The sequence below is a fragment of the Amycolatopsis kentuckyensis genome (assembly GCF_002155975.1).
In the GTDB taxonomy this organism is placed as follows: Bacteria; Actinomycetota; Actinomycetes; order Mycobacteriales; family Pseudonocardiaceae; genus Amycolatopsis; species Amycolatopsis kentuckyensis.
In genome coordinates, this window is record NZ_MUMI01000385.1 from 1 (window position 1) to 10,734 (window position 10,734).

A 10,734-nucleotide genomic window follows, 5' to 3' on the forward strand; every position below is an offset into this window, starting at 1 on the left:
CACCGGGGCCGAGGCCGCCGGGGGAACCGCGCCGGGTCCGGCCACGTCGGCCGGCAGGGTCGACGACACCGCCGCGTAGGCGTCCAGGACTCCCCAGCCCAGCCGCGGATCGTGGGCACCGGACGGCGGCCGGTGGGCCGTCAGCGTCAACCGGGTCACGACCTGGTCGCCGGACAGCGCCGGGTGGTACGCCCGCACCAGCGCCGCGACCCCGGCGACGTACGCCGCCGCGAGGCCCGGGTCGGTCACCGGCCAGCGGTGCGCCACCGCGCCGCCCGCCCCCGCCGACGTGCTCACCAGTTCCGCGCCCGGCGCCGCGACGCCGACGTAGTCCCCCGCCTCCGTCTGCACCGGCTCCCCCGCGGGGTTCACCGAGCCGACCGCCAGTACTCCGGACGTCGCCGTCGGGTACGTCCGCGCGCCCTGCTGGCTCGCCGACGCCGCCGAGACGACCACCGCGCCTTCCGCGCGCGCCCGCGTGACCGCCCCCGACAACGCCGGGCTGTCGATCGCCGCGGGCACGGCGATCAGGATCACGCTCGCGCGCCGGTCCACGGCCCGGTCGATCGCGTCGGCCAGTTCGGCCGGGTCGCCGCCGTCGCCGGTGGTGTACCGGATCGGCAGCAGCCGCACGCCGGGTGCGACGCCGGCGAACGTCGTCGACGGATCCGGTTGCGCGCCGACGATCCCGGCCGCGATCGTGCCGCGGCCGTCGCAGTCCGTGCGCTCGGTGCCGGCGCCGCCTTCGAGCTGGCCGGGCGCGAACTGCGCGTTCTGCCCGTCGACACCCGTGCCGATCACGGCCACCAGCTGCCCGTCACCCCGCGTCAGCGGCCACAGCCGCGCCGGGTCGACCAGGCGCTGGCCCCACGGGACGTCACCGGCGTAGCTGCCGGACGGGTTCGCGCACCCCTGCGCCGAAGCGGCCGGAGCGCCGAGGACACCCGACGCCGCCACAAGGCCCGCCACCGCGAGAACCGCCGGTAACCGCACCCGAACCCCCGAACCGAAAGACGGTGGCGGACAAGGAATTCCGCCACCGCCAGTCTAGCCCGGAACGACGCCTCAGCGAAGGTCCATGCCGAGATCCAGGGCCGGCGAGGAATGGGTCAGCCCACCCACCGACAGATAGTCCACACCGGACAGTGCGTAGGCCTTACCACGGTCGAGGGTCAGCCCACCAGAGGATTCCAGCCGCGTCTTCGGCGAGACCTCGTCGCGGCGCGCCACCGCGCGGCGGCACTCCTCCGGCGTGAAGTTGTCCAGCAGCACCTCGTCCGCCCCGGCGGACAGGGCCTCCTCGAGCTGCTCGAGCGTGTCGACCTCGACCTCGCACGCCAGTTCCGGCGCGTGCGCCCGGGCCGCGGCCAGCGCCGCCGTCACCGAGCCCGCCGCGACGACGTGGTTGTCCTTGATCAGCACCGCGTCGCCGAGGCCCAGCCGGTGGTTGACGCCGCCGCCGCAGCGGACGGCGTACTTCTGCAGCAGCCGCAGCCCCGGCAACGTCTTGCGGGAGTCCCGGATCGCGCACCCGGTACCGTCCACTTCGGACACCCAGGCGGCGGTCGCGGTGGCGACGCCGGAGAGGTGGCACAGCAGGTTCAGCGCCGTGCGCTCGGCCGTGAGCAGCCCGCGCACCGGGCCGGCCAGCACCAGCGCCGGCTCCCCCGCGACCAGCCGGTCACCGTCTTCGCGCCGGGCCAGCACCTCGTAGCCGTCGCCCAGGACCATGTCGAACACGGCGAGCGCCACCGGCAGCCCGGCGACGACGCCGTTCACGCGCGGGGTCAGCTCGGCGACCGCGGTCGCGTCGGCCGGCACCGTCGAGGCCGTGGTCGCGTCCGGCCCGTACCGCAGGTCCTCGCCCAGCGCCGTGGACACCACGCGCTCGACGTCGTCGACGTCCAGGCCCGCGGCGGCGATCAGGCGGCGGACGGGTTCGGAGATCGGGAACGTCATGCCACGCCCTCCAGGGGGATCGGGTCGGCCAGCACGGGCTGGCCGGACGGGCTGAGCCGGATGAGCTGGCTGCGCCGCCAGCCGTCGTCGCGCGTCGGGAAGTCGGTGCGCACGTGACAGCCCCGCGACTCGGTGCGCCGGACGGCCGCGGCGAGCAACGCCTGCGCCACCACGGTCAGCGCCGCGTCCTCGACCGCCGCGTGCGTCCACAACGGAGTGTCCGAAAGCGACAGGTCGAGCACCGAACCGGCGGCCGCCAAGCCGTCGGCGTCCCGGCCGATGGCCGCGTACCGGCTCATCACCCGCTGCAGGGAATCGCGGTCGGCCGCGGGAGCGGTCGTCCACGACGGCAGGCGACCGCGGGCGGGATCGGCCAGCAAGCCGGCCGCGAGGTCCGCCGCGACGGCTTCGGCGACGCGCTGCCCGACGACCAGGCCTTCGAGCAAGCTGTTGGACGCCAAGCGGTTCGCCCCGTGCAGCCCGGTCCGCGCGACCTCGCCGGCCGCGTAGAGCCCGGCCACCGACGAGCGTCCGTCCACAGTGGTCACGATGCCGCCGCAGGAGAAGTGCGCGGCCGGGGTGACCGGGATCGGGTCCACCGCGGGGTCGAGACCCAGCGCCGCGCACGCCCCGAACACCGTCGGGAACCGCTGCGCGAACCCCTCGATCGAAGTCGCGTCGAGGAAGACGTGGTCGTCGACGCCGCCCGGCGCGGTCGCCATCCGCCGGGTGATCGCCGCCGAGACGACGTCACGCGGCGCGAGGTCGCCGAGCGGGTGCACGCCCCGCATCACCGGCAGGCCGGCGCCGTCGACCAGCGTCGCGCCCTCGCCTCGCACCGCTTCGGTGACCAGCGGGCAGCGGCCGCGCGCGCCCGGGGTGTAGAGCACGGTCGGGTGGAACTGCACGAACTCGATGTCCGCCACGGTCGCGCCGGCCCGCAGCGCGAGGGCGAGCCCGTCCCCGGTGGCGATCTCCGGGTTCGACGTCGCCTGGTAGAGCTGCCCGATGCCGCCGCTGGCCACCAGCACGGCCGAAGCGCGGACGACGCCGGGCACGCCGTGGTGGTCGAGCACCGTCACACCGGCGACCCGCCCGCCGGGGGTGCGCAGCGCGTCGACGGCGATGTGGTGCTCCAGCACCGGCACCCCGACCTGCCCGGCCTGCGCGACCAGGGCGCGTTCGACCTCGGCGCCGGTCGCGTCGCCGCCCGCGTGGATCACGCGGAACGCGCTGTGGCCGCCCTCGCGGGCCCGGGCCAGCAGACCGTTGCCCGAAGCGTCGAACTGCGCGCCGTCCGCCCGCAGCCGGGCGACCGCGGCCGGCCCGCCGTCGAGGATCGAGCGCGCTGCCGGCTCATCGCACAGGCCGGCCCCCGCGGTGAACGTGTCCTCCGCGTGCCGGGCGACCGAGTCGTCGAGGTCGTGCTGGTCTTCCAGGACGACGGCGACGCCGCCCTGGGCCCAGCGCGTGTTGCCGTCCGCGACGGTGGCCTTGGTGATCACCAGGACGTGCAGCCCGAGGGCCTGCGCGCGCAGCGCCGCGGTCAGCCCCGCGACGCCGCTGCCGATCACGACCAGGTCGGCACGGGCTTCCCAGACCGGGGTTTTCGCCCGTGGGTCATTAACCGGCGGAGTCATTCGCCGCCGCCGGGCTGCCCGATCTCGATCATCCGCTGCACCGAAGCGCGGGCCTTCGCCGCCGTCTCGACGTCGACGTGGACCTCGTCGAGGCCGTCACGCAGGCAGCGCAGCAGCGCCGCGGGCGTGATCATCTTCATGTACCGGCAGGACGCGCGGTCGTTCACCGCGCGGAAGTCGATGCCCGGCGCGGCCTTGCGGAGCTGGTGGATCATGCCGATCTCGGTGGCCACCAGCACGGTCTTGGCCTTGGTGTCGCGAGCCTCGTGGACCATGTCGCCGGTGGAGAGGATCTTCACCCGCTCGGGCGCCACAGCGCCCTCGCCGGCCAGGTAGAGCGCCGACGTCGCGCACCCGCACTCGGGGTGGATGAACAGGTCGGCGTCCGGCTCCTCGGCCGCGCGCTCGGCCAGCTCGGCGCCGTTGATGCCCGCGTGGACGTGGCACTCCCCGGCCCAGACGTGCATGTTCTCCCGGCCGGTGACGCGCTTGACGTGCGCGCCGAGGAACTGGTCCGGGAGGAACAGAACTTCCTGGTCAGCGGGGATGGAGGCGACGACGTCGACCGCGTTCGACGACGTGCAGCAGATGTCGGTCTCGGCCTTCACCTCGGCCGTGGTGTTGACGTAGGAGACGACCACCGCGCCCGGGTGCTCGGCCTTCCAGGCGCGCAGCTCGGCGCCGGTGATGGAGTCGGCCAGCGAGCAGCCGGCCCGCGCGTCCGGGATCAGGACGGTCTTTTCCGGCGAGAGGATCTTCGCGGTCTCGGCCATGAAGTGGACGCCGCAGAAGACGATGGTGGAGGCGTCGCTGCTCGCCGCGATGCGGCTGAGCGCGAGGGAGTCGCCGGTGTGGTCGGCGATGTCCTGGATCTCCGGGACCTGGTAGTTGTGCGCGAGCAGGACCGCGTCGCGCTGGTTCGCCAGGCGTCGCACCTCCTCCGCCCAGGCCGCGTTCGCCTCGACCCCGCCGTAGGGGGTGAGGTCCTGTTCGAGCGTGGAAGTCATGCTGGCCCTCCTGGACCTGTCTCCGGTTTTCGCCTTACAATCGAAAACCGTGCGAAGTCATCTTAACACCCAGGCCCCCCTGGCCCACGAGGTTTTGGGCGCGGTCCTTCAAGTGCGCTCGGACACACTGCGGGTGCTCCTGTGGCGCCGGGCGCTCGACCCGCACCTGGGCCGCTGGTCGCTGCCGGGCGGGCGGCTGCGGCCGGACGAGGACGTCGAGACGTCGATCCGGCGCCAGCTCGCCGAGAAGGTGGACGTCCGCCAGCTCAAGCACGTGGAGCAGCTCGCGGTGTTCAGCGCCCCGGACCGCGTCCCGGGGCCGCGGGTGGTGGCGACGGCGTTCCTCGGCCTGGTCCCCTCGGACGTCGATCCGGAGGTGCCCGAGGACACGGAGTGGCACGACGTCGCCTCGCTGCCGCGCACGGCGTTCGACCACGAGGCGATCGTGCTGCGCGCCCGTGACCGGCTGCGATCGAAGCTGTCATACACGAACCTCGGCTTCGCGCTGGCGCCGGACGAGTTCACGATTTCGGCGTTGCGCGGCCTGTATTCGGCGGCGCTGGGCTACCGCGTCTCGGCGACCAACCTGCAGCGGGTGCTGTCCCGGCGCGGTCTGCTGGTCCCCACCGGCCACACAGCGCCCCCGGGCCGCGCGGGCGGCCGTCCCGCGGCGCTGTTCTCCTTCGCCGGCAAGGGCATGCAGATCACCGATCCGTTCGCGGTGTTCAAGCCGCCCAACCGGTGACCGTGCTGCGGCGGCGGCGTTCTGCGCTTACCGTGGACCCGTGACCGAGCCGGAATCGGAAAGTGCCGCGACGACGACGATCCTGCCGTTGTTCCCGCTTCAGACCGTGCTGCTGCCCGGCACCAAGCTTCCACTGCACATCTTCGAACCGCGGTACCGGCAGCTGACGGCCGACCTGATGAGCGGCACGGTGCCGGGCCGCGAGTTCGGCGTGGTCGCGCTGCGGTCGTCCCTGACCCGCGAGGTCCGTGGTCTGGACCAGTTGTACGAGATCGGCTGCAGCACGGTCCTGCGCGAGGCCAAGCGCCTGCCGGACGGCCGGTTCGACGTGGTGACGCAGGCCCAGCGCCGCTTCCGCCTGCGCGACCTGGACTGCGTTTCGGCGCCGTACCTGATCGCCTCGGTGGAGTGGCTCGACGACGACCCCGTCGCCCCGTCCGGCGGCATGGCCGAGCGCCTGGCCACGGTCGCCAGGGCGGCCCACCGGCGGTACTGCGAAACGGCGTGGCGCAGCGACGACTGGAACACCCCCGACCCGGACACGACGATCGCCGAGCTGGCGTACGTGCTGGCGGCGGACTGCCTGCTGCCCCTGGAGGACCGCCAGAAGCTGCTGGAGGAACGCCACCCGTTGCGGAGGCTGCGGATCGCCTGCCGCCTGCTGACGCGGGAGGCGGGGTTCCTGCACACGCTGGGCGCGGTGCCGCTGCCCCCGGGCGAGCTGACCGACCTGAGCCGGCCGGCCAGTTTGAACTGACCTCCGGCCCCGCCGGGTTCCGGCAAACGTTGGCACGGCAGGGAAACGGCGGCGGGCCGTCGGCGCGCGGGACAGGAGCCGGGCAGCCGACGGCAACCGAACCTCAGCCGCCAGCCCGAAACCGGATCAAGAACCGTTCCCGTTGCCGAACTTGTTCCACACCTTGCCCGCCGCGCCGGAAACCGCTTCGCCGACGTCGCTGAACACCTTGGTCAGCGGGTCCGTCGACGAGTTCCACGATTCCTTGTACGACTGGGCCGCCGACTTGAGGTCGTCCTTCCAGTCCGCGGTCGGGGTGTCGGAGTCCCGGCGGGCGTAGTCGCCCGCCAGGATCGCGCGGTACTCCTCCGAGGCCGCCCACTTCTGCAGCTGCGCCGCGCGGACCACCGCGAACGGGTGCGACTCCGTCTCGACCGACCTGAGCTTGAGGAAGCTGTCGCGGATGTCCTCGACCGACTCGTACTCCGCGGCCTGCTGCAGGAACGACGGGACGTCGATGCGGGCCGGGTCGATGCCGCCCGCGACCTGGATCTGGGCGCGCAGGGCCGCCGTCGGGTTCTGGCTGCACAGCAGCCCCGCGCGATCGCACGACAGCTCCGCCTTGCGGAACCACTCGCGCAGCGCCGCGATGATCGCCCGGATGCCGATCGCGCTGACCGGCGTCCACGACATCGCCAGCTGCAGGCCGATCAAGCGCACCATGATCGTGCGGTAGACGGCGTGCCCGGACAGCACGTGCCCCATCTCGTGGCCGATCACGAACCGCAGGGACTCCTGGTTCATCAGCTCGACGAGCCCGGTGCTGACGCGGAGGAACGGCTCGTCCATGCCGACCGTCTCCGCGCGGATCCGCGGGTCCTGGAAGACGAACAGGTTCGGCACCGCGGGCAGGTCCAGCGTCTCGGCGCACTCGTGACGCAGCCGGTCGAGCTCCGGGTACTGTTTCGGCCCGACGCGGATCGACGACGCCAGCGCCATCAGCCGCTCGCCGCGCTCGTTGTAGAAGCCCGAAACCGCCTTGACGACCTGGGCGAAGCCCGGCACCGCGCGCAGCGTGGCGAGCGCGCCGCGGTCCACCGGGTGCTCGTACGCGCGCGGGCTGAGGCCGGGAAAGCGGACGGCGTTGTGCCGCGAAACTTCGATGTCCTCGGTCACTGCTGGATCCCCCCTGTAGGTGACGGACACCACCTTAGGGGAAACCGGTCAGCCGAGGCGGCGGCCCAGGTCGTCGCGCCCGTTCCAGGTGGCCAGCAGGCTGTAGGCGATCGACACGCCGAGCGGGCCGGTCAGCAGCACCCACCACGACTCCAGGCGCGGCGCCAGCTCGATCACCGCGCCCAGCGCGGGCGGGGTGGTGATCGTGTAGTGGCCGTTGGCCATCCGGAGGCCGATCCACATCGCCAGCGCGCTCGTGACCGCGACGCCGAGCACCGCGGCGAGGAACACCACCGGCCCGCGGCGCTCGCGCAGGAGCCAGACGACGACGCCGGCGACGATCCCGAAGCCGAGGGTGAGGAACCCGAAGATCGCGAGGTCGTCGAAGCGGTGCCAGCTCTCGAGCTCGAGCGCGCCCTGGGAGCCGTCGGCGGCGATGATCCGGACGCGCTCGGGCGGCGCGATCCGGGACCACAGGAAGCCGATCGGGAAGCTGAAGACGGTCAGCGCGAGCAGGACGCTCAGTGCGGGCAGCAGGTCGGCCTTGACCACGACCCGGGGCCGCCGCTCGCGGAACAGCACGGGCACCGACCACGGCCCGGGCACGGCCGACGGCCGGTGCGCGGGCCCCGACGACTCACTCACCCGGACTCCTTCCTGCGACAGTGCCACTGAGCGTAACCGGTCGATGCGTGGACGCCGTGAGCCGCTCGCCCGTGTCGCCGCGGGTGTTGTGAACGATCTGGTTCGTTACCCCACCCCGCCGCCAGCCACCAGCCGGCCTCACCGCGGACGTTATGAACGATCTGGTTCGTTACCCCACCCAGCCGACAGCCACCAGCCAGCCTCACCGCGGGCATTATGAACGATCCGGTTCGTTACCCCACCCCGCCGTCAGCCGCCGGCGGTCTCGCCGTGGCGGCTGCAGCGAGCCGTCCAGCCGAGCGGGCTGACCTGGACCACCAGCCGGCGGGCGCAGAACGTGCAGAACCGCGGCGGCTCCAGCGCCGTCCGCGGGTTGTGGCACGCCGGGTGGTCCGCCCCACCCGGCGACTGCTGTCCACAGTGGACACAAAAGGCCGGGTCAGAGGCTGTCACTGAGGGCCTTGATCGGCATCTTGAGCTCGTCCAGCATCGCCAGGTCCGCCGAAGCCGGCCGGCCCAGGTTGGTCAGGTAGTTACCGACGATGATCGCGTTGATCCCGCCGAGCATGCCCTGCTCCGCGCCGAGGTCGCCCAGCGTCAGCTCGCGGCCGCCCGCGAACCGCAGCATCGTGCGCGGCATCGCGAGCCGGAACGCCGCCACCGTCCGCAGCGCGTCGCGGCCCTCGACGATTTCGTAGTGCTCGTACGGCGTGCCCGGCTGCGGGATGAGGAAGTTCATCGGCACTTCGTGCGGGTTCAGCTCGGCCAGCTGCACGGCGAACTCCGCGCGCTGCTCGACCGTCTCCCCCATGCCGATGATGCCGCCGCAGCAGACCTCCATGCCCGCCTCGGCGACCATGCGCAGCGTGTCCCAGCGCTCTTCCCACGTGTGCGTCGTGACCACCGACGGGAAGTGCGAGCGCGCCGTCTCGAGGTTGTGGTTGTAGCGGTGGACGCCCATGTCGACGAGCTCGTCGACCTGCTCCTGCGTCAGCATGCCCAGCGAGCAGGCGATCTGGATGTCGTTGCCGTCTTCGCGAATGGCGCGGACGCCTTCACGGACCTGCGAGAGCAGCCGCTTGTCCGGGCCGCGGACGGCGGCGACGATGCAGAACTCCGTCGCGCCGGTCTCGGCGGTCTGCCGGGCGGCCTTGACCAGGTTCGGGATGTCGAGCCACGCCGAGCGCACCGGCGTCGGGAAGCGGCCGGACTGGGAGCAGAAGTGGCAGTCCTCGGGGCAGCCGCCGGTCTTGAGGCTGATGATGCCCTCGACCTCGACCTCCGGCCCGCACCAGCGCATCCGCACCTCGTGCGCGAGCGCGAGGAGGTCGGGCAGCCGGTCGTCGGGCAGCCGGAGCACGTCGAGGACCTGCTGTTCACCGAGGCCGACGCCGTTTTCGAGGACCTGCTCGCGCGCGAGGGCGAGGACATCGGTGTCCGGGACTGCGGTCACGGCGGCTCCTTGATCGAGGTGGTGCGGGAAAGCGTCCCTCATCGTGCACGAAGGGGCCGCGAGGGGACAGCGATGCAGGTCACTTCCCGGCAGAAGCGCATCCCGCGAAAAGTTCCGGGTCGAATTCGCCGCCGAACCACGGCGAGAGCCCGGCCCGCGCCGCGGCCAGGAAGTCCTCGCGGGAGGCCTGGCCGATGTCGGCGGGCAGCACGCCGAGCAGGGGCGCACCCGCCGCGACCGGCAGATCTTCGAGGTTGGACAGCGCCGCGAGGTCCGGTTCGGCCGGCCAGGCGCCGATGATGACGCCGGCGACGGTCAGCCCGCGCTTGCCGGCGACCTCGGCGGTGAGCGCGGTGGCGTTGAGCGTGCCGAGGCCGGCCTCGGCCACGATGATCACCAGCGAGCCGAGCGACCAGGCGACGTCGGCGAGGCTCGCCCCGGTGCGGTCGAAGCGCACCAGCAGCCCGCCGGCGCCCTCGATGAGGGTGAGGTCGTGCGCGGTGTCGAGGTCGGACGCGGCCTGGGCGATCTCGCCGGGGTCGAGCGTGGGCAGCCCGCTGCGCCGGGCGGCGGCCTCCGGGGAGAGCGGATCCGGGTAGCGGCGCAGCTCGCGCGTGGTGACGTCCGGTCCGGCGAGGCGGAGGACGTCCTGGAGGTCACCGGGCTCGTCGGGCCGCACCCCGGTCTGGGCCGGCTTCAGCACGGCCACCCGCTGCCCCCCGGCCGCCGCCAGGGCCGCGATCGCCGCCGTGGTGATCGTCTTGCCGACCCCGGTCCCGGTCCCCGTCATCACCAGCATGGTCACGGGCCATCAACATAGTGACTCCGCGCCCGGTCGCGCACGCGGGCCGTGGTCAGCGGGCCGGCCGGGCGGTCATCCGGCGGGCCCGAGGCGGCGTCGGCCCGGCCCGCGCCGGCCCCGATCGAAACGGTCGGCGAGCCGCGCCCACCAGCCCGGGACCACGTCGACCACGATCGACGAGCCGGCCCGGCCCCCACATCGAGCGAGCCGAGCCCGCGGACCGCGGACCCGGCTCGAACCTCGGACGACGGGCAGCTCAGGCGCCCGGCACCGCCACCGGTGCCCCGGCCGGGCGGAACGTTCGCTCCGCCGCATCGAACAGGTACACCTGGGCGTCGCCGACGTGGAAGTACATCGCCGTCAGCTGGAGTTTCCCGGCCGACTCCGCCGCCGCCACCGACGGGTACTCGCGCAGGTGCTCCAGCTGCTGCAGCACGTTGTGCAGGGCCAGTCGATCACCTTCCCGGTCGGGGACGGCGCCGTCCAGGGTGGCCGAACCCAGCCGGTGCGCGCTCGGTTCCGCGTGGGCCAGCCAGGCCGACAGCGGGCCCGGCGGCGGACCGTCGGCCAG

12 protein-coding genes are annotated in these 10,734 nt (G+C 73.2%); 2 read left to right on the top strand and 10 right to left on the bottom strand.

Translation table 11 applies throughout. The features are described 5' to 3' along the window. The 4 genes from CCN39_RS32475 to nadA form a co-directional block, all read right to left on the bottom strand. Window positions 1-969 (bottom strand): S8 family serine peptidase (locus CCN39_RS32475; protein ID WP_244211097.1); only part of this gene is annotated, 969 nt, incomplete at its 3' end. Between the two features lie 96 nt (window positions 970-1,065). Next, complete coding sequence (gene nadC, locus CCN39_RS32480) at window positions 1,066-1,959, bottom strand: carboxylating nicotinate-nucleotide diphosphorylase (RefSeq protein ID WP_086848512.1); 894 nt, start codon at window positions 1,957-1,959, stop codon at window positions 1,066-1,068. After that, window positions 1,956-3,599, bottom strand: a complete 1,644-nt coding sequence (locus CCN39_RS32485) for an L-aspartate oxidase (protein ID WP_086848514.1) — start codon at window positions 3,597-3,599, stop codon at window positions 1,956-1,958. The genes nadC and CCN39_RS32485 overlap by 4 nt, the downstream gene beginning before the upstream one ends. Next, a complete protein-coding gene (gene nadA / locus CCN39_RS32490) occupies window positions 3,596-4,606 on the bottom strand; it encodes a quinolinate synthase NadA (RefSeq protein ID WP_086848516.1) in 1,011 nt (336 codons plus the stop codon). The genes CCN39_RS32485 and nadA overlap by 4 nt, the downstream gene beginning before the upstream one ends. Before the next feature lie 112 nt (window positions 4,607-4,718). Between nadA and CCN39_RS32495 the strand changes: the two genes are divergently transcribed. After that, window positions 4,719-5,351, top strand: coding sequence for an NUDIX hydrolase (locus CCN39_RS32495; protein ID WP_086848518.1), 633 nt, complete (start codon window positions 4,719-4,721; stop codon window positions 5,349-5,351). 40 nt (window positions 5,352-5,391) lie between these two features. Beyond that, complete coding sequence (locus tag CCN39_RS32500; RefSeq protein ID WP_086848520.1) at window positions 5,392-6,108, top strand: LON peptidase substrate-binding domain-containing protein; 717 nt, start codon at window positions 5,392-5,394, stop codon at window positions 6,106-6,108. A 126-nt stretch (window positions 6,109-6,234) separates the two neighbouring features. On the opposite strand, the gene CCN39_RS32505 is transcribed toward CCN39_RS32500, so the two are convergent. The 6 genes from CCN39_RS32505 to CCN39_RS32530 form a co-directional block, all read right to left on the bottom strand. After that, window positions 6,235-7,263, bottom strand: a complete 1,029-nt coding sequence (locus CCN39_RS32505; protein ID WP_086848522.1) for a M48 family metallopeptidase — start codon at window positions 7,261-7,263, stop codon at window positions 6,235-6,237. 48 nt (window positions 7,264-7,311) lie between these two features. Continuing rightward, window positions 7,312-7,908 (bottom strand): DUF2567 domain-containing protein, encoded by a 597-nt coding sequence (locus CCN39_RS32510; RefSeq protein WP_086848524.1) that lies wholly within the window; start codon window positions 7,906-7,908, stop codon window positions 7,312-7,314. 249 nt (window positions 7,909-8,157) lie between these two features. Beyond that, window positions 8,158-8,361, bottom strand: a complete 204-nt coding sequence (bsaP, locus tag CCN39_RS32515) for a biotin synthase auxiliary protein BsaP (protein WP_086848526.1) — start codon at window positions 8,359-8,361, stop codon at window positions 8,158-8,160. Continuing rightward, window positions 8,348-9,361: a biotin synthase BioB gene (bioB, locus tag CCN39_RS32520; protein WP_244211098.1), complete on the bottom strand. Its 1,014-nt coding sequence runs from the start codon at window positions 9,359-9,361 to the stop codon at window positions 8,348-8,350. Before bioB ends, bsaP begins: the two co-directional genes overlap by 14 nt. Window positions 9,362-9,440: 79 nt before the next feature. After that, the gene (bioD, locus tag CCN39_RS32525; RefSeq protein ID WP_208630484.1) at window positions 9,441-10,160 is read right to left on the bottom strand and encodes a dethiobiotin synthase; all 720 of its coding nucleotides are present in this window, start codon (window positions 10,158-10,160) and stop codon (window positions 9,441-9,443) included. A 259-nt stretch (window positions 10,161-10,419) separates the two neighbouring features. Further along, window positions 10,420-10,734: carbonic anhydrase (locus CCN39_RS32530; protein WP_167455247.1), on the bottom strand; the 315-nt coding region annotated here is incomplete at its 5' end.

Excerpts from the sequence above, each read along its gene's own strand:
- nadA (WP_086848516.1), bottom strand. The coding sequence starts at position 4,606 with ATGACTTCCACGCTCGAACAGGACCTCACCCCCTACGGCGGGGTCGAG.
- CCN39_RS32485 (WP_086848514.1), bottom strand. The coding sequence starts at position 3,599 with ATGACTCCGCCGGTTAATGACCCACGGGCGAAAACCCCGGTCTGGGAA.
- nadC (WP_086848512.1), bottom strand. The coding sequence starts at position 1,959 with ATGACGTTCCCGATCTCCGAACCCGTCCGCCGCCTGATCGCCGCCGCG.
- bioD (WP_208630484.1), bottom strand. The coding sequence starts at position 10,160 with ATGCTGGTGATGACGGGGACCGGGACCGGGGTCGGCAAGACGATCACC.